Here is a 23,978-nt window from a genome sequence, read left to right as displayed (position 1 = left end):
GAGCCGGTCCCCGGGGCGACGTCTTCCGGTTCTCCGGGCCCGTACGGCGTCGACACCGATGCCCTGGAACAGGCCCTCATCGACGCCCTCACCCGCGACGCGCGCCTGAGTGCGGCCGCCCTGGCCGCCCGAACCGGCCACCCGGAGAGCACGGCGCGCCGCCGCCTCGCCCAACTGACCGCCCAGGGCCGCCTGATCACCCAGGTCCTGGTCGATCCGCGCCGCCTCGGGCTGCCCATCGAGGCCAAGCTGCTGCTGCACGTGGCCCCCGACCATCTGGCCGCCGCCGGGCAGGCGCTGGCCGACCACCCCTCGGTGCACGGTGCGTTCGCGACGTCGGGACCCTCGAACCTGCACGCGGCCGCGTACTTCCCGGACCTGACAGCCCTCTACGGCTTCCTCTCCCGCGACCTGGTCGGCCTGGGCATCACCCACGTCGAGACGGCCATCGTCAGCCGCGCCGCCAAACGCACTCCCGCGCCGGTCCAGCCGGTGCCAGGTGGCCAGGGCCGAGTGAACGCCACACCAGTAGGGCCTTGTTAGGTCGTGTCGTAGGGCTGCCATGGGATGGGCTGTCTGCAGGTCGGGCAGGTGCCGGTCCAGGCAGCCAGGATGTGCTGGAGAAGGTCCAGGGTCTGGTAGAGGGTCAGGCCCTGGCAGGGGCTTTTGGGCAGGTCCGCTGTTCGGTCAGGAAGAGATGGGCGGCGGTCACGAGGGTGACGTGCCGGTGCCGGCCGACGAACGCGCGCCCTTCGAAGTGATCGAGTCCGAGAGCGGTCTTCAGCTCCCGGCAGTCGTGCTCAATGCGCCAGCGTGACTTCGCCGGCCGGACCAGATCGCGGGCGGGAATGTCGGCGGGCAGGTTCGAGATCCAGTACTTCACCGGCTCCGCCTCGTCCTCGGGCCACTGGGCGATCAGATGGACCAGTCCGATGACACCGTCCGCGGCAGGCTTCGGCCGCCGCCCGGCCAGCCGGACCTGCAAGAACACGAAACGGGAGGCCATGGCTGCTTTGGAGCCTTTGCGCCAGGTCACCGTCACGGCCCGGTCCCGCCCGGCAGCCAGGACATGTTCACGCAGACTCACCGCCCGGGTGCGATAGCGGGGCAGCGGCCGGGGCCCGAGCCCGCCGTAAGACGGCTCATAGGGCTCGGCCGATGCGGCATGGGCGGTAAGCTCTCCCTTGACCTGCAACGCGTAGGCCAGGCCCCGTCCTTCCAAAGCGCGACGGAAGCCGGCGTTCGCGCCGTAACCGGTGTCCGCGACCAGCACCGCGGGCCGTAAGCCCAGGGCGGCCAGTTCATCGAGCATCTCAAGAGCGAGCTGCCACTTGGGCCGGTGATGCTCGCCTTCGGGAATCCGGCAGCGGGACCGCCGGTCCACTGCATCAGGCCCGTCCCAGCTCGGGGGCAGAAACAGCCGCCACGACAGCGGACAGGAAGCGGTGTCCGAGGCGGCGTGGACGCTGACACCGATCTGGCAGTTGCCGACCTTGCCCAGCGTGCCCGAATACTGCCGGGCCACCCCCGGCGAGGACACGCCGTCTTCGGGGAAGCCGGTGTCGTCCATCACCCAGAGCTGTGGACGCACCACGGCCACTGCCCGGCGGGCCAGCCGTGCCCGGACCTCTCCCACCGGCCAGGTCGAGGTCGTCATGAACTGCTGCAGCTGCTAGTGATCCACACCGAGGCGTCCAGCCATCGGCTGCATCGACTTCCGACGCCCGTCCAGCTGCAGGCCACGCAGATACAGCCCACCCTTCACCCGCTGGTCCGTACGCGCCAGCGGCGTGAACACCTCCCCGGCGAACTCCTCCAACCGGCCACGACACGCAGAGAGTTCATCCGCCCTCATACCCGCAGGGAAGCACCAGGCCACCGACCCGACAAGGCACCTGACAAAGCCCTACTAGGACACCCTGGTCGTGCTGCACACCGGGATTGCCTGCAAATACCTGCCGCAGGAACCCGGTCGGTCTCGCACCGGTCCGCCGCAGCGGCCAGCCGGTCCAGAACCGGCTGGAGTTCGTCCGGTGTGCCGATGAAGGTGCCGGTCACCGTGGGCAGTGAGGGCATGCGGAGTCGCTGAGCTGCTCGAATGCGCAGCACACCGTACGCGGTGTGGTCGGGGCGGCGTTCCAGGCTGTCCAGCCCCGGATGACGTCCGCGGTCGAGGTGAGCTGACGACCTGCGGTCCGCGCGCCGAAGCCCGGCCTGCAGAGCACGGAGCGGCGGATCGCGGGCCGGTGCGCCGGCCGTACGCGTCACGGACCGCCCCCGTCACGGCGTTCCTCCGTCCTGCATCCGTCCTGCATCCGTCCGGCATACGTCCGCGGAAGTACAGGAGGGAGTCCGGGATCGTCCGGGAAAGGAAGAGGACCATGCGAGGACCGTCCGCTGCGCAGCCCGAGGGGCGCGCGCCGGGCCGGGCAGGCGGCACCTACGGCGTGCGGCGCACCGCCGTCATCGGCAGCGGCGTGGCAGGACTCACCGCCGCGTACATCCTGGCCCGGGCCCACCACGTCACCCTGTACGAGGCCGACGACCGGCTCGGCGGCCACGCCCACACCCACGACCTGACCACGCCCGACGGACGGACGCACCGGGTCGACTCGGGCTTCATCGTGCACAACCGCCGTACCTACCCGCAGCTGCTGCGACTCTTCCGTGAACTCGGCGTCACCACACAGGAGTCGGAGATGAGCATGTCGGTGCGGTGCGAGGGCTGCGGCTTGGAGTACGCCGGTGCTCACGGCATCCGAGGTCTGCTTGCCCAGCCGCACAACACCCTGCGCGGGGCCTACCTGCGCATGCTGGCCGAGGTCACCGTCTTCCACCGCGGCGCCCGCAGACTGCTCGATCGGGGCGGTGCCGACGTCACCCTCACCCTGGGCGACCACCTCGACCGGGCGGGCTTCTCGCCGTACTTCAGGGCCCACTTCATGACCCCGCTGGTGTCCGCCGTGTGGTCCTGCGACGCACGGACGGCTCTGCGCTACCCGGCCGCGTACCTGTTCCGGTTCCTCGCGCACCACGGCATGCTCTCGGTGACCGGCTCACCGGTCTGGCGGACCGTCGAGGGAGGCTCCCGCACCTACGTCGACCGGATCGCCGCCCGGCTCCCCGACGTGCACATCTCCAGCCCCGTCCGCGCGGTGCTGCGCCACGCGGACGGGGTCGAGGTGACCGTCCACGACGGGAACACCGCTACCTACGACCATCTGGTCGTCGCCGTCCACCCCGGCCAGGCGCTCCGGCTGCTCGCCGACGTGACCCCACAGGAGAAGGAGGTTCTCGGCGCCTTCCGCTACTCGCGCAATGACACACTGCTGCACACCGACACCACCCTCCTGCCGCGTGCCCCCGGCGCCCGCGCCTCCTGGAACTACCTCATGCCGTCCTGCGGAGCCGACGCCGACCGGGTCCGGGTCAGCTACGACATGAACCGCCTCCAACGCCTCGACGCCATGGACACGTTCGTCGTCACCCTCGGCGGGCAGGATCGCGTCGACCCCGACCGGGTCCTGGCCCGCATGACGTACGAACACCCCGTCCACACGCCGGAGTCGGTCGCCGCCCAGCACCGGCTGCCCGGACTGAACACCCCTGTCACCGCGTTCGCCGGCGCCTACCACGGCTGGGGCTTCCACGAGGACGGCTGCCGCAGCGGAGTCGAGGCGGCTGCCGCACTGGGGGTGATCTGGTGAGCCTTCAGCCGAGTCCTGTACGTTCCAGCCTGCCTGCCCTGTACCCGTGCACCGTGCGCCACACGCGCCGTGCGCCCACCCGGTACGCCCTGCGGCACCGCACCTACCTGTGGCTGGTCGATCTCGACCGGCTCCCCGTGCTGCCGCGTCCGCTGCGACCGCTCGCCCGGTTCCGCGCCACCGACCACTTCACCGGAAGATCGCCCTCGATCCGGGCCGCGCTCGACGGCTTCCTCGCCGAACACGGGATCGACCTCGACGGCGGCAGGGTGACGATGCTCGCGCACGCCCGCGTCCTCGGCCACGTCTTCAACCCGCTGACCCTGTACTGGTGCCACGGGCCCGACGGCGCCCCGCGCTGCGTGGTCGCCGAGGTCCACAACACCTACGGCGGACGGCACGCCTATCTGCTGCACCCCGGAGCGGCCGGCATGGCCACGACCCGCAAGGACTTCTACGTCTCGCCCTTCTTCCCCGTCGACGGCAGCTACGTCATGCGGCTCCCGCCGCCCGGGGAGCAGCTGCGCCTGTCCGTACGGCTGGAACGGCCCGGAAGCCCGCCCTTCACGGCCACGGTCCACGGAACCCGGCGCGAGGCGACCGTGCCCGAGCTGCTGCGGCTCGTGGCCCGCCGCCCCTTCTCGACCCTCGCCGTGTCGGCCGCCATCCGTCTCCACGGCATCCGCCTGTACCTGCGGGGTCTGCCCGTGCAGCCGCACCCGCGCCCCCGCTTCCCGGAGAGTAGGACATGACCACGGCCCCGCCCCGTCACGCACCCCAGCGCGCGAGCGCCGCCCCGGCCGACCACCGTCGTTGGCCGGACGTTGCCGCCGTACCCAGAACCTCCTGGCCCGTGCGGGCAGTCACCGGGTCCGTCCTCGGGCGCGCGCTGCGTCGGCTGCCCCTGCGGGTGCGGTTCGCCGACGACACCACCCTCGGCCTCGGCGGGCCGCTGATAGAGGTGCACGACCCGAGGGCCTTCCACGCCCGCATCGGCAGCCGAGGACTCATCGGCTTCGGCGAGTCGTACATGGCGGGGGAGTGGGACGCCCCCGACCTCGTCGGAGCCCTGACCGTGCTGGCGGCGCACGTCGCCGATCTCGTCCCGGCCCCGCTGCAGCGGTTGCGTGGCGTATGGGCCCTACGGCAGCCGGCCCGCCAGCGGAACACGCCCGACGGCGCCCGGGACAACATCAGACGCCACTACGACCTGTCCAACGACCTCTTCTCCCTCTTCCTGGACGAGACCCTCACCTACTCCTCCGCCGTCTTCCGAACCTTCCCGGCGGACCGGTCACTGCTGGCCGCCGCCCAGCACCACAAGATCGACCGGCTGCTCGACCTCGCCGGTGCAGGTGAAGGCACCCGTCTGCTGGAGGTCGGTACGGGCTGGGGCGAACTCGCCCTGCGGGCCGCCGCCCGCGGCGCGCGGGTCACCACCCTGACGCTCTCCCACGAACAACGCGGACTGGCCCTTCGGCGCGCGCACGAGGCCGGACTGGCCGACCGCGTCTCCGTCGAGCTGTGCGACTACCGCGAAGCGCGCGGCACCTACGACGCAGTGGTCAGCGTGGAGATGATCGAAGCCGTCGGCGCCGAGTTCTGGCCCGTCTACTTCCGGACCCTGGACGAACGCCTGGCAGCGGGCGGCCGAGCCGTCCTGCAGACCATCACCATGCCCCACGACCGCATGCAGGCCGCCCGCGACACCCACACCTGGATCCAGAAGTACGTCTTTCCCGGCGGCCTCATCCCCTCCACGCAGGCCATCGAGCAAAGGGTCCGCGAGCACACCCGGCTGACCCTCACGGCGCGCGACGCCTTCGGCGCGCACTACGCGGAGACGCTGCGCCTGTGGCGGGAGGAGTTCACCGCGCGCGCCGACGACGTTGCGGCCCTCGGCTTCGACGCGACCTTCCGCCGGCTGTGGACCTTCTACCTGGCCTACTCCGAGGCCGGATTCCGCTCCGGCTACCTGGACGTCCAGCAGTACCAGTTCACCAAGGAGGACTCCGTCCGATGAGCACCGCCCCCGCCCGCACCGCGGCCCGGCGCGGCGCCGCGCACCGGCTGGCCGCCCTCGCCGAGGACGCGCTCGGCGGCCCGCTCCCGGTACGCCTGCGCGCCTGGGACGCCAGCGAGAGCGGCCCGGCCGACGGTCCGGTGATCGTCGTGCGCTCCCGGCACGCGCTGCGCCGACTGCTCTGGCAGCCCGACGAACTCGGCCTCGCTCAGGCGTACGTCACCGGCGAACTCGACGTGGAAGGCGACCTCGCGCAGGCGCTGCGCGCGATGTGGACCGCCGCTCGCAGTCCGGGACCGCACACTCTACGGCCCACGCTCACCGACCGCGCCCGAGCCGTCGGCGAGGCCGTGGAGGTGCGCTCGACCGAGTCGATGCGCGAGCACTACCTGCGCACCGTCAACGCCTGGCGCCGCACGCTGGAGGAGCGATGGGACGACGTCGTACGACTGGCCGGGGAGGAGACGGCACGCGTATGGAAGCTGTACCTGGTGGGCGGGGCGCTGGCGTTCGAGGAACGGCGCATGGGAGTCGACCAGATTCTCTGTGCCCGGCCCACGATCGAGGGTGACAGCGGTCTGACGGCGGCGGAGGCCGCCGACTGGTACCGGAACCTGGTGGAGTGATGAACCCGTTTCCCTGGGAAGCCTTCACGGCGAACCTCGCCTGGGCAGCGGTATCCGCCCTGGTGGTCCTTCTCGTCACCTTCGCGATCGCTCTGAGCAAAGGCGTTCACAGGGTCGTCGACATCGCCTGGGGAGCCGCCTTTGCGGCGGTGGCCGTGACGACCTGGGCCGCCTCGGCGGGCGAGGGCGCCCCGGGGCGACGAGCGCTGGTCACGGCCCTCACGGCAGCGTGGGGGCTGCGCCTGGCGGTACACATCGCACGCCGTGGCCGCGGCCACGGCGAGGACCCCCGCTACGAGGCCCTGCTCTCCCGTGCGCCGGGCAACCGTGCCTGGTACGCCCTGCGGATGATCTATCTGTTGCAGGCCGCCCTGGTATGGCTGGTGTCCCTGCCGGTCCAGGCCGCCCAGTACGCGCCCCGGCCACTGTCCGCCCTGGCTTGGGCGGGAGCCGCCGTATGGACCGTGGGCCTGTTCTTCGAAGCTGTCGGCGACGCCCAGTTGGCCCGCTTCAAGGCCGATCCGGCCAACCGGGGCCGGATCATGGACCAGGGGCTGTGGCGGCTGACCCGGCACCCCAACTACTTCGGCGACTTCTGCGTCTGGTGGGGGTTGTACCTCATCGCCTGCGACGGGGGAGCGGCGCCGGCCGTCGTCTCCGTCGTCTCACCGCTCACGATGAGCGCGCTGCTGATCAAAGGCAGCGGAAAGCGACTGCTGGAGCGGCACATGGCCGGACGCCCAGGCTGGCCCGCCTACGCCGCCCGCACCAGCGGCTTCTTTCCGCGGCCGCCGCGCAAGGACCGTTGAGCGGCGAGAGGCCACTCCGGATCTGCGTGCCGTCCGGCCTCGCCGATGTGATCCTGCGTTGCGCTGTCGCGGCCACCCCGTGCCTCGCCGGCCCGCGCAAACCGGCGAACCTGCTGGAGGCGCCGTTACGGTGTCGGGCGCCCGCCGCGTGCGCGAACGACGGCCCCTTCTCCGAGTGGCTGTGGAAGCGGATGAACATGGCCACCAACGCCCCCGCCAGGCAGAGTTGGCCAGCGCGCAAGCAGCGCGTGGGTCAGTGTGTCCGGACGGTTGCTCCGTAGCTGCCGGTCTGGCGCAGTACTACCGCATCCTGCGGTGGTGCGGGCCACGCCTGGATGAGGTACCACTCGGTGATCTCGTCCGGGGCGAGGTCGATGGCGGTGTCCCGGCCGCGGGCGTGGATGCGCAGCCGGTAGTCGCCGGGGCCGGTGAAGGAGAGCAGCGGCAGCTCCTCGTCCAGGTCGTCCATCAGGCCTCTCACCATCAGCTCTCCTGATAGCGAGTGCAGGGACACTTCGACGATCTCGTCCCACTCGGCGCCCCCGCGCTGGGGGGAGTTGGTGTGCAGGGTGACCGTGACGTCGACGTTCCCGGTGTGGATGCCGGTGTGGACCGTGGCGATACCGTCCTGCACCTCGATCAGCCCGTTGTGCTCGCGGGGCAGATCGGGGCCGGCGGGACCGTCCTCGTCGCCGACCTGAAACTGGTGGTACTGCACGGGCACGAGCCCGCGCCCTTCCTCGGCCTGATCGCTCATGACGTGTTCCCGGGTGATCGAAGACTGGTCAGGGCTTGATCCACACACCCCTGCCAGGTGGAGGCGAAGGTGTACTCGTGTACTCGTCGGAGTGTCCGGCACGTGCTTGGTGTTCTGCGCGTGCCGTGATCGGGCTGCGGGATGGTCACCTGATCGGCTTCACCATCTCGGAGCGGATCTGGAGCGTGATCCTGGCGGCGGACTTCAGGTCCAGGCTCCTCGCGGTGTAGACGGTCATGTACGCGACCCGGGCCCAGGTATTGCCGTCCGCCCAGGCGCAGACCGGGTAGCTGAGCGCTTTCCCGTCGGCCCAGCTCCGCGTCACCTCCTGGCAGCTGACCCTGATGCGAGAGCCGGACGGGGTGACGTCCATCGGTGGCACGATCACCTTCACCTCGGTGTGCAGGGAGCCGTTGCCCGCCAGGACCCGCGAGCGCACCTCGCCGGTATTTCTGAATCGGCCGTACATGCCGGTCACGACCAGCTCGCCGCGGTCGCCACCGCTCGGGTGGTACGCCACGACGACGCCGTGGACGGCCTTGGCGTCCCAGCTGAGGCGCCAGCTCCTCTCCAGCGGCGGTCCCAGGGTCGGGGAGTCGTCCTTGGCCAGCTTGTAGTGGCCCTCGAGCAGGGTCCCAGGCGCAGTCAGCGTGGACTCGGCCCGGGGATAGGTGCTGTCGATCTTCTTGCCGACCAGCACCAGTGTCGCCAGGAGTGCGACGATCAGCAGAAAGACCCCGCCGATGATTCCGGCCATGAGGCCGACCCGGCTCTTCTCCGGCGGGCTCGGGGGCGCGCCCCATGGGTAGAAGGGCGTCGGGTTCGGTGACTGGGACACCGGAGGCATGGACACGCCAGGAAGATACTCGACGCCGACGAGACGTCGTACTCGGCTGCCCGCGCCTCGACAGCTTCCTGCGCGTCGACAGCTTCGGTCGGCGGCGACATCTGCTCTCGTCGGCGGGACATCTCCGGCACGTTGAGGCCCGGAAGGTCACCCGATCTGCGCCGCTGACCTCGTCGCCATCGGCGCGTGCCTGATCCCCGACCCTGCTCGCGCACGCCCGAAACGACACCCCCGAACTCGCCGGAGGCGTCCACGCCTTCCCGGGCGAGAAAGATCTACGCCCGCGTCGGCGCGGCTGCTTCAGGCTGGGCGAGGAGTGGTGATGCGTGCTCAGACGGAGGTTGTGCGGCGGGAGCGGGCCCGCAGGAGGAGCGCGGTGCCGGCTGCGGCGGTGAGGAGTACGCCGCCGGCGGCCCAGGCGAGCGTGGCAGTACGGGACGACCCGGTTGAGTGCTGTGCCAGGCACTTCTTTCCGGAGGCGGCGGGGGCGATGCGCAGTCGGGCCCATGGTTTGTCGGGGCCGGTCCGGTCGACGTCGTGCCGGTAGACGACATAGATGCCGGGTGCGGAGTCGCAGGTCAGGGTGGTGGTGGCGGTCAGGACGGCTTTGGCGCCGCGCAGGACGGGGCGGTCGGTGAAGGCGCGGGAGTTGAGGGTGATGTCTCCGTCCGATCCCTCGTCGTCGTTGTCCGTGATCGTAATGCGGCTGCCGGCCCGGAAGGTCCGCACGTCCCATTCCGACTGGGGCCACGTTCTGTCTTGAGCCCAGCGTTCCTCCAGCCTGGGCGGAGGCAGTTTCCTGACCTTGTTCCGGCAGGCGCGGCGTGCCGCTTCGTCGGCGGGTTCCACGCGCACTCGTGCCCATCGGAACGGATGCTCGTCGGGGCCCACGTCTCCGGCGCCGCGCCGCGTCACCGGGTAGGTGCCAGGCCGGGCGTCGCAGGCGATGGTGACGGTGGTGGTCAGCACCGGGTTCATCATGCGCAGCTTCCCTGCCGTGACGAACGCGGGGGAGTTGATGGTTGCGAGGTAAGTGGCATCGCTGGCCTCGGTGTTGACCGTCAGCGTGTCGCCGGGATGCACCGAGCGGACACTTCCGAACGGGAGCGAGGGTCCGGGCGGGGAGGCCGAGGCCGGCCCGGCTGCCAGGAAGGGGAGCAGGAGGGGGAGTGCCGCCCACGCGGTCTTGCGGAGTCGGTTCATCGCCACACCCTGTCCTCTTATTTGATGACATGCCAGTTGTTACTCAGTAGTACACTATCGACTCTTGGTCGAACATATGTACGGTTCCTGCTCAGTTCAGGGCCCGCTCGCTGTTCGGCCCTCTCCAAGACGGAAAGGCATCTTCTTGCGTTCCAGACACAGATGGATTCCCGCCCTTGCGCTGGGACTGGGCGTAGGCGTTCTCGGAGCCGGGACGACATCGGCCGCCACGGGCGATCCGTCACCAGCGTTCTCCACCCCACCGACAGCCTCCGCATCACCGGAGACTCCCGGCACCGGACGTCAGGTCCCGCCGACACTGCCATCGGTATCGGCATCGGTATCGGCGCCGTCGACGGACGCGGGGGCCGTCGACCCGACCAACTCCGCCACCCCTTCGGCCCCTTCGACGCAGCCCGCCGAGCCATCCCCCTCGCGGTCTGCCGAGCCGACCACCTTCCCCTCCCCCTCGGACGGACCGAGTCTGAACGAGGAGGAGAAGTACTGGACCGCTGAGCGCATGGCCGACGCGGTCCCGGTCGATGCCCCGCCGGCCCCCGCTCCGGCCGCCTCGAAGCACGGCATCGCCGCGGGAAGTGCAGTCACGCACCGGCCGCCGCCGTCGGGCACCCCCACCCCCGAGCACTTCCTCGGTCACCCGATGATCGGCACGTTCTTCTACGACGGCCGGGAGCTCGGCGGCAAGAAGACGTACTGCACGGGCAGTGTTGTGCACACGGCCGCCAAGGACATCGTCCTGACCGCCGGACACTGCGGCCTCGGCCTGAAGTCAGCCACCCACCGCATCTTCGTGCCGCGATACCGCATCGGCAAGCCCGCCGCCGAGCAGCCGGACGGCGTGTTCCCGGTGTCCCAGCTCTACATGGACCCGCGCTACGAGAGGAACAGCAAGAAGGAGGTCTCCGACCTCGACCTGGCCTTCGCTCAGGTCGGCTCCAACAGCCGGGGCAAGGTGGAGGATGTCACGGGAGCCCTGACGTTCACGCCGACCAGCAGCTACCACCACAAGGTCACCGTCATCGGCTATCCCGATGACGTCGGCGTCAACCCCGACCATGTGCCGGTCCGTTGCCCCGTCAGCACCTCCCAACTGCCGGGCTTCAGGCAGATGCGCATGACCTGCCAGGGCTTCTACGGCGGTGTCTCCGGCGGCCCGTGGATCGAGGACTACGACAGCACCAGCGGCACCGGCAAGGTCATCGGTAACACCGGCGGATACAACGGCGGCGGCAACGACGCCAACGACGACTGGGTGACGTACGCGCCGGTCTACGGCAAGGACGCCCAGGACCTGTTCGCCGACGCCGCCGCCCACCGGAACGTGGATGACCACAAACCGCCGTACCCGCCGTCCGGGGACCCCTGGCTGCCCGGCCCGGCCTCCACTTGGCAGCACGCCAAGCTGCTGGCCTCGGGCGACTTCCGCCAGACCGGCCACAGCGACATGATCGTGGTCTGGACCGACGGCGAGGTCACCCTCTACCCCGGCAACGGACACGGCGGCTACGCCCCCGAACGGCAACTGCTGGCCAAGAACGACACCTGGACGAACGCCAGGACCATCACCGCAGGCGACTTCACCGGGTCCAACCAGTTCGACCTGCTGGTCCGCTGGTCCGACGGAGAGGTGACACTGTACGGCGACGTCGGCACCAAGGGACTGAACTGGGCCGGCACCCAGATGATCAAACCCAACGACCTCTGGAAGAACGCCACTCAGATCGTCGCCGGCCGCTTCGCCGCCTCCCAGTACGCCACCGACCTGGTCGTCCGCTGGATCGACGGCGAGCTGACCCTCTACACCAACGTCAGCGCCGGCACCTTCGGCCAGGAACACCAACTGAAGCCGAAGAACGACACATGGAAGGACGCCACACTCCTGACCGCCGGTGAGTTCTCCGGCAGCCAGAAGTGGGACCTCATGGTCCGCTGGACCGACGGTGAACTCGACAACTACGTCGGCACCACCACATCGGGCCTCGGCACCGAGCAGCGCATCCTGAACCCCAACGAGACCTGGACCCACGACGCTGCCATGACCACCGGCGACTACACCGGCAACAACCGCACCGACGACCTCCTCATCCGCTGGTCCGACGGCGAAACCACCATGTACACCGACACCGACACCAACCACCTCGGAACCGAGCACATGCTCGTCGCCCCCACCTCCTGAACCCGCCGAACCGCCCCCGGGCCGGACACGGAACACCTGCCGCAGGCCGCACCAGCCGGCGGCCCAGCCCTCTCGGCCGGGCGAGGGGGCTCTCGGCCCGGGAGCGGCACCAGATCCCTGACCTCGCCCGCATCGCACCCCACCACCCATCCGTCACTCACCACCGAGACCAGGGGAGGGGGTAAGAGGGCTGCCCCCAACTGTGCTGTCTCGCGGTAGCTGTCGGAGTTCGTTCTGGAGGCGATGCCGTGGGTCCCGTTTGAGTCCGTTGCTCCGGTGCGATGCTCAGCTTCGTACCGCGGGCAACGGCACTTCACGTGCCGGTACTGGGCAGCGACGACGGAATCGCCGCTGGGGTTCGAGTCCTGGCCGGCAACGGCTGTACCAGTCAAGACGGGTGTTCACGCTGACCAGTCGTCACTCGCGAGCAACGTTCTCCTTCCGCCACCTCCACCGCCAAGGCGAGCAGTCGTTCACGGGCGGACTCGGGAAGCCGCAGCCGGGGTTCCTTGCCCAGCACCGCCGAGAAGGTCGCTGGGGAGCCGCCGTCGATGGCGCGCCACAGCGGCGTGGTCCCGTCCGGCAGCCCCTGGTCGGGGTCCGCGCCGCCCTCCACCAACGCCTGGGCGACCGGGGCGTCGTACGCCGCCACCGCCACGCACAACACTGGCAGCCCGTTCGCGTCCACCGCGTCCGGATTCGCGCCCTTGTCCAGCAGATCCCGCACCGTCTCGGCGTCCCCGGCCCGAACCGCCGACCTGAGCCGATCGTCGAGTCCTTCCTCGCCCAAGTTCCCGTCCCCCGTCCCGAATGACATCGCCATCCCGCCGAGCAGAGCCCGCAACTCGCCGGGGAAGCGCGGTCGAACTACGCCGCCATCTGTCGTTGACCTCCATCCCGCTCCCGGCCCTGCCATTCCACCGGCATCTCTGCCGGCCGCGGGAGCGCTTCCGCGAAGGCCAACTCACCTGAGAACCGCCGCCAGACAGCATTCTCAAACCTGGCAGCCCCGCAGATCACAGGCCTTCCACCTGCCGAGTCAAAGGCAATGGGACACCAACCGGTGCCGTCTCGCCTGGGCAGTCAGAGCGATCAGCGGCGGTACGCGGCTGTCGCGATCTCGATGAACGATCGGATCAACGGGTTGGTGTCACCCTCGTTCCACGCCGCCACCACTCGGCTCGGCGGTATGTCGATCAGCGGTACCACGGCCAGCTCCGCTGGCAGGTCGTGTCCGAGCGGGGCCAGGCCGACCGTGCCGTTCCACAGCACGGCCTGCAGGCATTCCTGGACGGCGCGCACCACTGGGCCCTCGCGCGGCCTGCCACCGTTCCAGTACGACTGCCAGACGGGGTCGGTGCCCTGCGGGAACTGGAACCAGCGGCGGTCGCTCAGCTCGGCCAGCCGCAGCCCGTCGCGGCGGGCCAGCGGATCGTCGGCGCGCAGGACCACGCCGACCGGATCGGTCCGCAGTGCACGCACGGTCAGGGCGGTCTCGTCGAACGGCGCCCGAGTCAGCGCGACGTCGACCAGTCCGGCGCGCAGCCCGCAGGTCGGGTCGGTCAGATCGGTGTCGCGGATGCGGATGTCGATGCCGGGGTGGCTTCGGCGGTAGGCAGCGGCCAGCCTGGCCACTCCCGGGTCGGTGCCGTCGCCCAGGATGCCGATGGTGATGGTCGCGGCGCCGGCCGCCGCGCTCACGCGTACCCGGACGCGATCGGCATGGTCCAGTAGGGCCCGCGCCTCGTCGAGCAGCACCGAGCCCACCGGAGTGAGCGTGACTCCCGTAGGCGAGCGGGCGAACAGCAGGGCCCCGACATCGGCCTCCAACTGCTTGATCGCCCGGCTCAGCGGCGGCTGACTCATGTGCAGTCGCGTGGCGGCCCGGCCGAAGTGGAGTTCCTCGGCGACCGCCACGAAGTAGCGCAAGGTCCGTAGCTCCACGCTGCAACAATACCCACGAGGTATCGGCGCCGCGGGATGAGTGTTGGACACCGGCAGGTCCCCGGCGATGCACTCGTGAGCATGAGCGAAGAAGCGAAGACCAGCGAGCCGCAGATCGACTCCGCTGTATCGGTGGTGGGTCCCGGCGACGGCGAGACGATCGCTCTGGGCACCACGCACATGCGCGTTCTGGAGGACGGCAGCCACACCGGGCACCGCCTCGCGATCGCCGAGTCCGTCCTTGCCCCGCACACCCAGGGACCGCCGCAGCACCGCCATACCCGACACGACGAGGGCTTCTACATCCTCTCCGGGACCGTGCGGTTCACCGTCGGGGACGAGGACTACGACGCCACCACGGGCACGCTCGTGATGGTTCCGCCCGGTACCCCGCACACCTTCGCCAACCCGACCGACCAACCCGCAGTCATGCTCAGCACATTCACCCCCGACCTGTACGTGCAGTACTTCCGAGAACTCCAGGAGGTGCTCGCCGACGGCCGGCCGCTGACGCCACAGGCCAACATCGACGCGATGAGCCGCTACGCGACCGAGCCCGCCACCGACCTCGCCTGAAGCCGACGGCACAGCAATCGACGGGTCCCCGTGAACCGGTGGCCCATGAACGGGAACCATGAACATCGCCTATTGGATCGTCGCGGGACTGCTCGCGCTCTTCTACTTCTACGCAGGCACGCTGAAGGTGATCCGCAGCCGCGATCAACTCCGACCGATGATGGCCTGGGTCGACCGCGTACCCTTGCCTGCCCTCAGGGCGCTGGGGGCGGTCGAAATACTCGGCGCGACCGGCCTGATCGTGCCGCCGCTGACCGGCATCGCTCCCGCGCTGGCGCCGGCCGCGGCCATCGGCTTCGTCCTCCTGCAGGCCGGCGCGATCGCCGTCCACCTGACGGGCGAAGACCGCCGGATCGCACTCAACGCCGGGCTCACCGCCACCGGGGCCGTGGCCATCTGGCTGGCCACCAGGCTGTGATCGTGCACTGTCCTCGACCGGGGGATGCGACTACGGGGTCGGCCGCCCCACGGTCGCTGTCATTTCATGAACATCGAAGGGGAATGCCAAGGCGGTCGGCACGCGCATGCCTGTCGCTGAGGGGGCGCGCGGCCCGGGAGCGGCACCAGGTACCCGACCTCGTCATCCTTCGGCTCGGCCGGCGCGTGACCAGCCTGCGGGCCCCGGGGGCAGCGTCGGTACACCGGTCATGCAGGGGCGAGGCGGCCGTCGTTGCGTGCGGCTTCCGGGGTGAGTCCGGTCCAGCGGCGGAAGGCCCGGTAGAAGGAGTTGATGTCGTCGTAGGCGAGGAGGTAGGCGACCTGGGAGGTGGGGAGGGACCGGTCCGCGAGGTAGCGGCGGGCGAGCCTTTCCCTGGTGTCGCTGAGGACAGCCTGGTAGCTGGTCTCCTCTGCTTGGAGCTGTCGCTGGAGCGTGCGGGGGCTGAGCATGAGCTGGGCGGCGATGGCGGTGAGCGAGCTCTCGCCGGCGGGCAGGCGTTCGTGAAGTGCGGCACGCACCCGGTCGGCCGTGGTGGCGGACGCTTCGAGCTCGGACAGGCGGCGGCGCAGTTCCGGGGCGAAGAAGTTCCACATGGACTCGTCCTCGGTGAGGAACGGCAGCGAGGCGTCCTCGGCGGAGAAGGTGACGGAGTCGGCCTCGCCTTCTCGGATCTGTGTGCCGAAGTAAGAGGTCGTCGCGGGTGAGGGCTGCGGCGCCCGGCGCATGGCGACGCGGGTCGGCTGCACCTCGTGCCGCGTGCCGATGCGTGCCAGCGCTGCCCAGAACGCGAGTTCTGTGGCGACAAGGAGCGGGGGCGGTGTCGGGCCCTCGGGCCAGTGGACTGCGATCGTCAGTCCGGTGTGGTCGAAGGTGATGTCGAGGTTGACCGGGCCGATGAGCGGCTTGAACGCGGCGATGCGCTCGGCCGCGGTATGCAGGTTCGCGCTGCACAGTGCCGCGAAGATCGGCGGATTGAACGCCTCGGCGGACAGTGCCCGCCCGATCCTTGCCGCCAGGTCGGGATCCACTGCCTCGGCGTCCAGCGCGTCCCAGAACCGGTAGTACTCCTCGGTCGTCATCGTGACCGCGCCGTGGGCGAAGAGACCGGCCGGGAGCTGCGCCCGCCGCAGCACGCGGGCGACGGAGATTCCGAGGTCGTGCAGGAGCGCACGGGCACCCGGGTCCAGGGTGAACTGCTCTGATGCCATCTCTTCAGGTTAGATCCCCGCACGCAGCTGTACGGATGCCATGTGCGCCATTCGACACGCAGAAGACGCCATCTCCTGTTGGCGCGAACGGCAAGAAGGGAGGCGTCTTTCGCTAGTTCGTTGTCGTGATTCTCCGCCTAGCGTGGAAGCCACGGACCACCGCAGCGGTGGGCACGACGAAGGATCGGAGACGACCGTGACCAGGACCATTCTCATCACCGGCAGCTCGAGCGGCATCGGCCGGGCGGCCACGAAGCACTTCCACGAGCAGGCTGGAATGTGATCGCCACGATGCGCAGCCCCGAGCGGGAGACCGAGCTCACCGAGCTGGACAATGTGCTCGTCACCCGGCTCGACGTGCAGGACTCCGCCTCGATCACCTCGGCCGTAGACGCCGGCCTGGAACGCTTCGGCCGGATCGACGTGCTGCTCAACAACGCGGGATACGGCGCCTACGGTCTGCTGGAGGCGATCCCGATGGAGAAGGCCCGCCGGCAGTTCGACGTGAACGTCATGGGCCTGCTGGAGACGACCAAGGCCGTCCTGTCGCACCTGCGTGCGAACGGCAGCGGCACCGTCATCAACATCTCCTCCATCGGCGGAAAGGTCACCTTCCCGCTCGGCACCCTGTACCACGGCACCAAGTTCGCCGTGGAAGGGCTGAGCGAGGCCCTGCACTATGAACTCGCCGCGATCGGCGTCGACGTCAAGCTCGTCGAGCCGGGCTTCGTCGACACCGACTTCGCCGGCCGCTCGTTCGACTTCACCAACGACGAATCCCTCGCCGAGTACCAGCAGTTCGTCGGAGCGTTCCTCACGGCGCAGACGCAGTTGGCCGCCGGCGCGGACAGGCCCGAGGTCGTCGCCGAGACCGTCTACCGGGCGGCGACCGACGGCACCGACCAGCTGCGCCACCCCGCGGGCCCGTACGTGGCCGGGCTGATCGCCCACCGCGCCGCCACGGACGACGCCACCTTCATCGGCGGTGTCAAGGCCCAGTTCGGCGTCTGACCGAGCGGTACCGACGCGCCCCCACCCCGTCTGATGATGAGGAATCCCATGACCACCACCAAGACAGCGCTCGTGACCGGTGCCTCCTCCGGCATCGGCGAGGCCACCGCCCTCAAGCTGATCAGCCTCGGCTACACCGTCTATGGAGCGGCCCGCCGCACCGACCGGCTGCACAAGCTCGCCGAACGCGGCCTGCGCCCGCTGGCGATGGACGTCACCGACGACGATTCCATGCGCAGCGGCGTCGACCGTGTGATCTCCGAGACCGGCCGCATCGACGTCCTGGTCAACAACGCCGGGTACGGCTCGTACGGCGCCCTGGAGGATGTCGCACAGGACGAGGCCCGCCGCCAGTTCGACGTCAACGTCTTCGGCGCCGTCCGCCTGACCCAGATCGTCCTGCCGCACATGCGTGCACAGCGCAGCGGGACGGTCGTCAACATCACCTCCATGGGCGGGAAGATCTACACCCCGCTGGGCGGCTGGTACCACGGCACCAAGTTCGCCCTCGAAGCCCTCAGCGACTGCCTGCGCATCGAGGTCAAGCCATTCGGTGTCGACGTCGTCGTCATCGAACCCGGCGGCATCCGCACCGAGTGGAGCGGCATCGCCGCAGACCATCTGGAGAAGTCCTCCGCCGGGGGTGCCTACTCCGAGCAGGCCGAGGCCGTCGCCGCCTCGTTGCGCTCCGAGACCATGGTCAAGCGCATGTCCCCGCCCACCGTCATCGCCGACGCCATCGGCAAGGCCGTCACGGCCCGCCGGCCCAGGACCCGCTACGCCACCGGCTTCGGCGCACGTCCCCTCATCGGCCTGCGGCGCTTCCTGTCCGACCGCGCCTTCGACTCCCTGATGTCCCGGTCCATGGGCCTTCCCCGCTGATCCCCGGGGAGGTCCACCAGGAGTGGCCCCGCGTGGCCGGCCGCCGGTGGCCTGGACCGTGGCGACGGCTGCACCGCGCCCTACCATCACCCTTCCACTGAAACCCGCCCCTCGGGCACGCCCCTCACACCCAGGAGAACTCGTGCGAGTCATCGTCTTCGGAGCGTCCGGAATGATCGGGCACGGCGCCCTGCACGCCGCCCTGCGGGACGACGCGGTCACCGAAGTCCTCGCCGTCGTCCGAACCCCCCTGGACATGACCCACCCCAAGCTGCAGCAGATTGTCCACGCCGACTTCACCGACTACACCGCGATCCAGGACCAACTCACCGGCCTGGAAGCCTGCTTCTACTGCCTCGGCGTCTCAGCCGTAGGCCGCACCGAAGCCGAGTACACCCGCGTCACCTACGACTACGCGCTGGCTGCCGCACGCGCCCTGACCGCCGCCAGCCCCAGCCTGACCTTCGTGTACGTCTCCGGTGAGGGCACCGACCCCACCGGCAAGAGCCGTCAGATGTGGGCCCGCGTCAAGGGCCGTACGGAGAACGACCTCCGGGCGCTGCCGATGGCCGCCTACATGTTCCGTCCCGGCTTCATCCAGCCGGTCGACGGCGCAGTCTCCCGTACCCCCCTCTACCGCGGGCTCTACCGCGCCACCGCGGCCATCCACCCGCTGCTCAAGCGCCTCTTCCCCCGGCACATCAGCACCACGGACGCCGTCGGCCGCGCCATGCTCGCCGTGGCCCGGCCGGACAGCAACGCTCCCGCCGTCCTGCGCAACCCCGACATCAACCGCCTCGCCACCGCAAGGAGATGAAGGAGATGACGGCTGTCATTCGGCCTGCCGCTCGCCGGTCAGGGGGCCTTGGCGTGGCCATCGGACGAAAGTGAAAGCCCAGGTCAAGAGGAGGGGACTGGTGGTGCTCGGGGCTGATGCGGAGGTCTGCCATGCCTCGAACGATCTGGTTACCGAACTTGAATTCGTGATGTCGGGCGGCGCAAGCCTTGGTTCCCGGTGAGAGTGAGCAGAGGCACGATGGTTGCCACATAGGCAGACTTGTTGCCACGACAGCTCGTACGCGGACTGTCCGGCGGAGTTCTATGACGGCAATCTGGCTGACGCTCCCGGCTGGAAGGTCGGTGGCCGGCCCCCGTGGGGCCGCACCGACCCGTATCGCCGATACTGCGCTGTCTGCGACGCTCAGCTGGTCCCGCTGCTGACCATCGCCGCCTTCGAATGGCACCGACCTGATCCAATGAACTGTCGGGCCTGTCACGCACCCGTCCGCGGGGCCTCCTCCTGACACCGTACTTCCAGGCAGCAGCCCAGGGCGGAGACGCGGTGATCATCTGGCTGGACACTGGTCGCCGAGTACGAGGGCCCGCGGCCCGCCGATCCGCTGTACGCCCAGTCGATGCTGCAGGCGCTTGCGGCCCACCTGATCCACACCGCCGCGACCCGTGGTCGACGTCCCCGCCTCCCCCCGGCTGTGATCGGAGCCCGCCATGGAGAATCCGCCCAGCAGACGCGGCTTCCCCGCGCCTGCCCGAGCGCGAGGGCGGGCTGACGCCCAAGAGGCTGAACCGGGTCGTCGGCCACATGAACGGCTACCTGGACGGCCGGCTCTCGCTGGCCGAGCTCGCCGCCGTAGCGGGTGTCAGCCCCTCGCACTTCACCCGGGCCTTCCGCGCGTCCACCGGCCAGTCCCCGCACCAGTACCTGGTCCAACTGCGCCTGGAACGCGCCCGTCGCGCCCTGCTCACCACAGACACCCCGATCGCCGCGATCGCCCAGCTGTGCGGCTTCGCCGACCAGAGCCACCTGACCCGCACCATGCGCCTGCACACCGGCCTCACCCCGGCGGGGCTCCGCGCGGGCCGGTAACCCTGAGGCACCGGGCCGGCCGGCGCATCGGGACGGCCGAAGCACCTGGACAGGAGTTGTTCTTGAACGGTCGCTCATCTATATTTGCCTCATGCCCAGACCTCGAGAGTTCGAGCCCGACACCGTCCTGAACGCGGCCATGCTGCGCTTTTGGGAGCGCGGGTACCGGGCGACGTCCATCGAGGATCTGGTGAAGGCGACCGGGGTGAAGCCCGGCAGCCTCTACAGCGCCTTTCCCGGCGGTAAGCACACCCTGTTCCTGAAGTCGTTGGAGCGTTACTCCAGGCTGGTCGTCCCCGAGAAGCTGGGCGAGTTGGAGGCTCCGGGCGCGTCGGTGGCCGAGATCCGCGGCTACTTCGACGGGCTGGTGCGCGACCTGCTCAGCCCTGAGGGCCGGCAAGGCTGCCTGCTCGTCAACACTGCGATCGAGAAGGCCGCCGAGGACGACGAGGCGGCGGCCGTCGTACGCGGCCATTTGGCCCGGCTCGAACGGTGCATGACCCACGCCCTGGAGAACGCCACTCACAGGGGCCAGGTGCGCGCCTCGCTGGACTGCACCGGCAGCGCCAAGCTGCTGGTCGCGACATGCCAGGGGCTAATGGTGGTCGGAAAGGCGAATCCCGACGAGACGCTCCTGCGGGCGATCGTCGACAACGCCTTCGCCGCTCTCGGCTGACGGCCGGCCACACGGGCCACCGTATGGGGTGGCCCTCTTTTTTCGCCCTAATAGTTGAATACATGCTCAAGAATGGAGTCACGACATGAAGGCCATCGTCATTTCCGCCCACGGCGGCCCTGAGGTGCTCGCCCTCACCGAACTGCCCGACCCCGTGCCCACCGACGGCGAAGTGCTGATCCGGGTCAAGGCGTTCGGTCTCAACCACGCTGAGGCGTACATGCGTGGCGGAGCCTGGGGAGAGGTGGCGGCCGTCCCCGGGATCGAGTGCGCCGGGGTGGTCGAGGCCGACCCATCCGGCGAACTCCCCGTCGGGACCCGGGTGGTGGCGATCCTCGGCGGCATGGGCCGGACCCGCAACGGCAGCTACGCGGAACTGGTGACCGTGCCGGCGACCAACGTGGTGGCCGTGCACTCGTCGCTGGACTGGGCAGACCTGGCCGCGGTTCCCGAGGTGTACGCGACGGCGTGGAGCGGCCTGTTCGGCAATCTGGACTTGCGGCCGGGCGAGACGATCGTGGTGCGGGGAGCGACGTCCTCGCTCGGCCAGGCCGCCGTCAACCTCGCGGTCGACCACGGCGCGACCTTGCTCGCCACGACCCGGAACCCGGCACGCGTACCGCTGTTGAAGGAGCTCGGGGCCACCGACGTGCTCATTGACGACGGTGCGCTCGCCGCCCAGATCAGGGAGCGGGAGGTCAGCGTCGACGCGGTGTTCGACGTCGTCGGCAACAGCGTCCTGCGCGACTCACTGGCCCTGGTCCGACCTCGTGGCCGGGTGTGCCAGCTCGGCTTCCTGGGCGGCTTCGACCCGGTGCGGGACTTCGACCCGATCGCCGATCTCCCAAGCGGGGTCCAACTCAGCTTCTTCGGCAGCGCCTTCGTTCTGGGCACCCCCGCATTCCCGCTCGCCGACGTGCCGTTGGACGAGATCTACGCAAAGGTCGCAGCCGGTGCCCTCCGGGCCCGTCCCACCCGGGTCTTCCAGTTCGACGAGATCGTCGAGGCCCACCGGGTCATGGAGGCTGGAGAAGCCCTCGGCAAGATGGTCGTGTCTCTCGGCTGAGCCCCCAGCCGGTCGCCGACGGCGCCAGTCTGCCGCCGGCAGGCGCTGGATACCGAGTTCGGCCCGCAGACAGCGCACCAGCAGGTGCGCGACGTCCTCCACCGCTGCGGTGCTCCGCGACTCGGTCGCGCTTTCGGTGCCCATGCGACGACCGTAGGCATGCCCAACTCGGCCCGCCATCAGCAGCCGGCTGGGGAGACAGGTGAGCTGACCGCGGCTGAGCCGAATCGCCGCCGGGGCCATTCGGGGGCTTTGCGGTAGCGCCTGCCGAGGTCGCCCCACACGCTGGAACCGGACGTGAACGCTCGCCGCGCACCATCCGACAGTATGGCTCCGGGAGGACCAGTGACCGCTTCGTCGCCCGCCACCGACACACCGCCGGCCCGCTACGACGACCTACGTGCTCTGGTGTTCAACTGCACCCTCAAGCGCTCGCCGGAGGTCAGCAACACCCAGGGGCTGATCGACCGGAGCACGGCCATCCTGGATGCGCAGGGAGTGCACGTCGACGTCGTACGGGCTGTGGACCACGACATCGCCACCGGTGTCTGGCCCGACATGACGGAGCACGGCTGGGCGGCAGACGCCTGGCCGGACCTGTACCGGCAGGTCATGGCGGCCGACATCCTCGTGCTGGCCGGCCCCATCTGGCTCGGCGACAACGGCTCGGTGACGAAGCGGGTGATCGAACGCCTCTACGCCTGCTCCAGCCTGCTCAACGACGCAGGTCAGTACGCCTACTACGGAAAGGTCGGCGGCTGTCTGATCACCGGCAACGAGGACGGCGTCAAGCACTGCGCCATGAACGTGCTCTACAGCCTGCAGCACCTGGGATACACCATCCCGCCCCAGGCGGACGCCGGCTGGATCGGTGAGGCCGGCCCCGGCCCGTCGTACCTGGACCTCGGCTCGGGCGGTCCGGAGAACGACTTCACCAACCGCAACACCACGTTCATGACCTGGAACCTGCTGCATCTGGCCAGGTCGTTGAAGGATCTCGGTGGCATCCCCGCCTACGGCAACCAGCGCACCGCCTGGGACGCCGGCTGCCGCCACGACTACGAGAACCCCGAACACCGGTAGGAGAACCGGCGGCCGCACAACGGGGGGCAGCTGCGCGGCCGTCAGGCGGGGGTGCGGCGGTGGCGCTGGTAGTGGCGCGCGGAGCGGGCGCGGTTGCCGCAGCCTGCGGAGCACCACTCCCGGCGCGGGTGGTTCTTGATGAAGTACAGGACGCATCCCGGAGCCAGGCAGGCGCGCAGCTGCTGCCGGGTTTCCTGGCTGAAGAGCGTGATGGATTCTTCGGCGATGGCGGAGACGGCGGCCGAGGCTGTCTGCCCGCTGGTGCGGGTGTGGCGCGTGGGCTCGTGGCCGGACGTCCAGGACAGGACCGACCAGTGGGGAGTGTCGCCCGCGGCCTCGTTGAGCGCGGTCACGGCTTCCTGCAGTTCGCGGGTGTCGGATGCGGCCGCGGGGCGAGGGTCGTCGGTGGCCTCGGCGGCGAGGCGGCGGAGAGCGTCTCGCAAGCCGATCAGCCGGTCGCCCAGCTGGTCGAGTTCGGACCCGGTGAGTGCATCGAGGTCTGCTGGAGCCATCAGATCCACTCGGGGGCAGACCGCGTGCAGCCAGGCCCGGGTGCCGTCGGGATCGCGCAGCGCGTCGTGCACACCGTCCCGGTCGGCCCAGATGGTGTTCATCAGCTCCACCGGGAGTGGCTCGCCCAGTAGGGGTGCCTTCGTGTCCATGACGTCGAGACTACCGCACTTCTAACGGTTGCTGGCGCATCCAAGCGTCAGAACCAGTGGTCGAAGGAGTGCTGCTGCGACCCGCACACCCAGGCGCTGCTGGCCCTGTCCGACGCCATCGCCCGCGGGCACGGCCAGGTCGACGACGCCTCTCTGCAGGCCGCACGCGAGGCGGGGGCCACCGACGCCGAGATCGGCGAGGTCGTCGGCCACCTGGCGCTGAACATCCTCACCGACTACTTCAACCTTCTCGCCAAGGTCGACAACGACTGGCCCCTGATCCCCCTGCGCTCCGCTGCCTGACCCGCGCACGCCCCGCCGGCCCGGCCGCGCCCCCGGACCGGGGCGCGGCTGCTGGTCACCGTGCAGATACTCAC

The 23,978-nt window shown here is 69.8% G+C and carries 24 protein-coding genes and 1 pseudogene; 17 read left to right on the top strand and 8 right to left on the bottom strand.

Going from position 1 to position 23,978, the window contains the following annotated elements:
• A partial coding sequence (locus AC07DS_RS16255; protein WP_479145797.1) for an Lrp/AsnC family transcriptional regulator occupies positions 1–543 on the top strand: 543 nt, incomplete at its 5' end.
• Between the two features lie 103 nt (positions 544–646).
• Here AC07DS_RS16255 and AC07DS_RS16250 read toward each other — a convergent pair.
• Positions 647–1,855, bottom strand: a pseudogene (locus AC07DS_RS16250) (IS701 family transposase).
• 526 nt (positions 1,856–2,381) lie between these two features.
• Between AC07DS_RS16250 and AC07DS_RS16245 the strand changes: the two are divergent.
• From AC07DS_RS16245 to AC07DS_RS16225, 5 genes are read left to right on the top strand one after another with little or no spacing between them, the layout of a single operon-like run.
• Positions 2,382–3,707, top strand: coding sequence for an NAD(P)/FAD-dependent oxidoreductase (locus AC07DS_RS16245; protein WP_479145795.1), 1,326 nt, complete (start codon positions 2,382–2,384; stop codon positions 3,705–3,707).
• Positions 3,704–4,459, top strand: coding sequence for a DUF1365 domain-containing protein (locus AC07DS_RS16240; protein WP_479145794.1), 756 nt, complete (start codon positions 3,704–3,706; stop codon positions 4,457–4,459). Before AC07DS_RS16245 ends, AC07DS_RS16240 begins: the two co-directional genes overlap by 4 nt.
• Positions 4,456–5,730 carry a class I SAM-dependent methyltransferase gene (locus AC07DS_RS16235; RefSeq protein WP_479145792.1) on the top strand — a complete coding sequence of 425 codons (1,275 nt, stop codon included), beginning with the start codon at positions 4,456–4,458 and terminating at the stop codon, positions 5,728–5,730. The genes AC07DS_RS16240 and AC07DS_RS16235 overlap by 4 nt, the downstream gene beginning before the upstream one ends.
• Positions 5,727–6,356 carry a class I SAM-dependent methyltransferase gene (locus tag AC07DS_RS16230; protein WP_479145790.1) on the top strand — a complete coding sequence of 210 codons (630 nt, stop codon included), beginning with the start codon at positions 5,727–5,729 and terminating at the stop codon, positions 6,354–6,356. The genes AC07DS_RS16235 and AC07DS_RS16230 overlap by 4 nt, the downstream gene beginning before the upstream one ends.
• Positions 6,356–7,165 (top strand): DUF1295 domain-containing protein, encoded by an 810-nt coding sequence (locus AC07DS_RS16225; RefSeq protein WP_479145788.1) that lies wholly within the window; start codon positions 6,356–6,358, stop codon positions 7,163–7,165. Before AC07DS_RS16230 ends, AC07DS_RS16225 begins: the two co-directional genes overlap by 1 nt.
• A 253-nt stretch (positions 7,166–7,418) precedes the next feature.
• Here the strand turns inward: AC07DS_RS16225 and AC07DS_RS16220 are convergent, their stop codons facing one another.
• The 3 genes from AC07DS_RS16220 to AC07DS_RS16210 form a co-directional block, all read right to left on the bottom strand.
• Entirely contained in the window at positions 7,419–7,922 is a 504-nt protein-coding gene (locus AC07DS_RS16220; protein WP_479145787.1) for a hypothetical protein, read from the bottom strand.
• 145 nt (positions 7,923–8,067) lie between these two features.
• Entirely contained in the window at positions 8,068–8,775 is a 708-nt protein-coding gene (locus AC07DS_RS16215) for a hypothetical protein (RefSeq protein ID WP_479145785.1), read from the bottom strand.
• Between the two features lie 324 nt (positions 8,776–9,099).
• On the bottom strand, positions 9,100–9,972 hold the full coding sequence (locus AC07DS_RS16210; protein ID WP_479145783.1) for a hypothetical protein: 873 nt from the start codon (positions 9,970–9,972) through the stop codon (positions 9,100–9,102).
• A gap of 520 nt (positions 9,973–10,492) precedes the next feature.
• On the opposite strand from AC07DS_RS16210, the gene AC07DS_RS16205 reads away from it, so the two are divergent.
• On the top strand, positions 10,493–12,169 hold the full coding sequence (locus tag AC07DS_RS16205; RefSeq protein WP_479145781.1) for a trypsin-like serine peptidase: 1,677 nt from the start codon (positions 10,493–10,495) through the stop codon (positions 12,167–12,169).
• Between the two features lie 388 nt (positions 12,170–12,557).
• Here AC07DS_RS16205 and AC07DS_RS16200 read toward each other — a convergent pair whose 3' ends face one another.
• Positions 12,558–12,959, bottom strand: a complete 402-nt coding sequence (locus tag AC07DS_RS16200; protein WP_479145779.1) for an ankyrin repeat domain-containing protein — start codon at positions 12,957–12,959, stop codon at positions 12,558–12,560.
• Between the two features lie 302 nt (positions 12,960–13,261).
• Complete coding sequence (locus tag AC07DS_RS16195; protein WP_479145778.1) at positions 13,262–14,113, bottom strand: LysR family transcriptional regulator; 852 nt, start codon at positions 14,111–14,113, stop codon at positions 13,262–13,264.
• A gap of 81 nt (positions 14,114–14,194) precedes the next feature.
• Here AC07DS_RS16195 and AC07DS_RS16190 point away from each other — a divergent pair, with 81 nt between their 5' ends.
• Both AC07DS_RS16190 and AC07DS_RS16185 read left to right on the top strand, forming a co-directional pair.
• Positions 14,195–14,689: a cupin domain-containing protein gene (locus AC07DS_RS16190; RefSeq protein WP_479145776.1), complete on the top strand. Its 495-nt coding sequence runs from the start codon at positions 14,195–14,197 to the stop codon at positions 14,687–14,689.
• Between the two features lie 58 nt (positions 14,690–14,747).
• Positions 14,748–15,107, top strand: a complete 360-nt coding sequence (locus AC07DS_RS16185) for a DoxX family protein (RefSeq protein WP_479145774.1) — start codon at positions 14,748–14,750, stop codon at positions 15,105–15,107.
• Between the two features lie 227 nt (positions 15,108–15,334).
• On the opposite strand, the gene AC07DS_RS16180 is transcribed toward AC07DS_RS16185, so the two are convergent.
• Positions 15,335–16,336, bottom strand: a complete 1,002-nt coding sequence (locus tag AC07DS_RS16180) for an AraC family transcriptional regulator (RefSeq protein WP_479145772.1) — start codon at positions 16,334–16,336, stop codon at positions 15,335–15,337.
• Positions 16,337–16,519: 183 nt separating this feature from the next.
• Between AC07DS_RS16180 and AC07DS_RS16175 the strand changes: the two genes are divergently transcribed.
• The 7 genes from AC07DS_RS16175 (at position 16,520) to AC07DS_RS16145 (ending at position 22,939) form a co-directional block, all read left to right on the top strand.
• Positions 16,520–17,347, top strand: a complete 828-nt coding sequence (locus AC07DS_RS16175) for an SDR family oxidoreductase (protein WP_479145824.1) — start codon at positions 16,520–16,522, stop codon at positions 17,345–17,347.
• 48 nt (positions 17,348–17,395) lie between these two features.
• Positions 17,396–18,229 carry an oxidoreductase gene (locus AC07DS_RS16170; protein WP_479145771.1) on the top strand — a complete coding sequence of 278 codons (834 nt, stop codon included), beginning with the start codon at positions 17,396–17,398 and terminating at the stop codon, positions 18,227–18,229.
• Between the two features lie 142 nt (positions 18,230–18,371).
• The gene (locus tag AC07DS_RS16165) at positions 18,372–19,046 is read left to right on the top strand and encodes an NAD(P)H-binding protein (protein WP_479145769.1); all 675 of its coding nucleotides are present in this window, start codon (positions 18,372–18,374) and stop codon (positions 19,044–19,046) included.
• Positions 19,047–19,829: 783 nt separating this feature from the next.
• A complete protein-coding gene (locus tag AC07DS_RS16160) occupies positions 19,830–20,114 on the top strand; it encodes a helix-turn-helix domain-containing protein (RefSeq protein ID WP_479145768.1) in 285 nt (94 codons plus the stop codon).
• Between the two features lie 91 nt (positions 20,115–20,205).
• Positions 20,206–20,790, top strand: a complete 585-nt coding sequence (locus AC07DS_RS16155) for a TetR/AcrR family transcriptional regulator (protein WP_479145767.1) — start codon at positions 20,206–20,208, stop codon at positions 20,788–20,790.
• An 85-nt stretch (positions 20,791–20,875) separates the two neighbouring features.
• Positions 20,876–21,856 carry a zinc-binding dehydrogenase gene (locus tag AC07DS_RS16150; protein ID WP_479145765.1) on the top strand — a complete coding sequence of 327 codons (981 nt, stop codon included), beginning with the start codon at positions 20,876–20,878 and terminating at the stop codon, positions 21,854–21,856.
• Between the two features lie 327 nt (positions 21,857–22,183).
• Positions 22,184–22,939, top strand: coding sequence for a flavodoxin family protein (locus AC07DS_RS16145; protein WP_479145763.1), 756 nt, complete (start codon positions 22,184–22,186; stop codon positions 22,937–22,939).
• A 41-nt stretch (positions 22,940–22,980) separates the two neighbouring features.
• On the opposite strand, the gene AC07DS_RS16140 is transcribed toward AC07DS_RS16145, so the two are convergent.
• On the bottom strand, positions 22,981–23,601 hold the full coding sequence (locus AC07DS_RS16140; protein WP_479145761.1) for a CGNR zinc finger domain-containing protein: 621 nt from the start codon (positions 23,599–23,601) through the stop codon (positions 22,981–22,983).
• Positions 23,602–23,697: 96 nt separating this feature from the next.
• Here AC07DS_RS16140 and AC07DS_RS16135 point away from each other — a divergent pair, with 96 nt between their 5' ends.
• Positions 23,698–23,904: a carboxymuconolactone decarboxylase family protein gene (locus AC07DS_RS16135; protein ID WP_479145822.1), complete on the top strand. Its 207-nt coding sequence runs from the start codon at positions 23,698–23,700 to the stop codon at positions 23,902–23,904.
• Positions 23,905–23,978: the final 74 nt, after the last annotated feature.

It is taken from the genome of Streptomyces sp. NPDC044064 (assembly GCF_056434245.1).
The sequence above is the reverse complement of the archived record's forward strand: the minus strand, read 5'-3'. Positions and strand labels throughout refer to the sequence as shown.